The organism is Roseateles sp. P5_B10, from assembly GCF_056400485.1.
The window spans coordinates 1-604 of record NZ_JBFULE010001594.1 but is presented as its reverse complement, the minus strand read 5'-3'; the positions used below and the strand labels follow the sequence as shown (position 1 = coordinate 604).

Sequence of the window (604 nt, the reverse complement as noted above, 5' to 3'; positions counted from 1 at the left end):
GGCGAAGCCCTGAGGGAAGCGGTCGATCGTCGTCTCGCCGCGGTAGAAGCTGCCGTTGTCGCCTGTGAAGAAGAGATGGCACTTCTTGTCGTCGCAGATGTTCCAGAAGTCCAGCCAGACCGCATGGCCCTCGGCGTTCTTGACGCTGGCCGGGATGGCCGAATAGAAGGGCTTGGGCGCCGTCCACGAGTGGGGGTCGGCGATGTTGGGGGTGGTCGAATAGAGCGGGTCACCGCCCTGGAAGATCAAATACCAGAGCTTCTGCGGCGCGAAGTAAAAGACCTGGGGTGCCGCGCGATAGCCCGGCCCGATGGGCGATTTTTCGAGCATGAACTGCGGGGCCTTCGGCGCCTCATCCCAGTTCGCGAAGCTCGTGTAGGCCATGCCCCAGCCGTTCTTGCCCGCAGTGGTCATGAAGACGTGATAGCGGCCGTCGTGGTAGACGATGGTCGGGTCCTTGACGCCGAAGATGTCCGCCCGGTCGGCCGGCGGCTTGATCAGCGCCTCGCTGGATTTCCATTCAAAGCCGACGGCCTGGGCCGGCGTCTCGCCGCCGGCGGCGGGCTTCGCGTCGGCGGCTGCGCTGCTGCCACCACAGCCGGCC

Annotated in this window: 1 protein-coding gene; it reads right to left on the bottom strand. The window is 65.6% G+C overall.

The window, feature by feature from the left end; genetic code table 11:
* The coding region (locus tag AC1DU6_RS34775) for a non-reducing end alpha-L-arabinofuranosidase family hydrolase (protein WP_477863078.1) at positions 1-604 on the bottom strand (604 nt) is incomplete at both ends.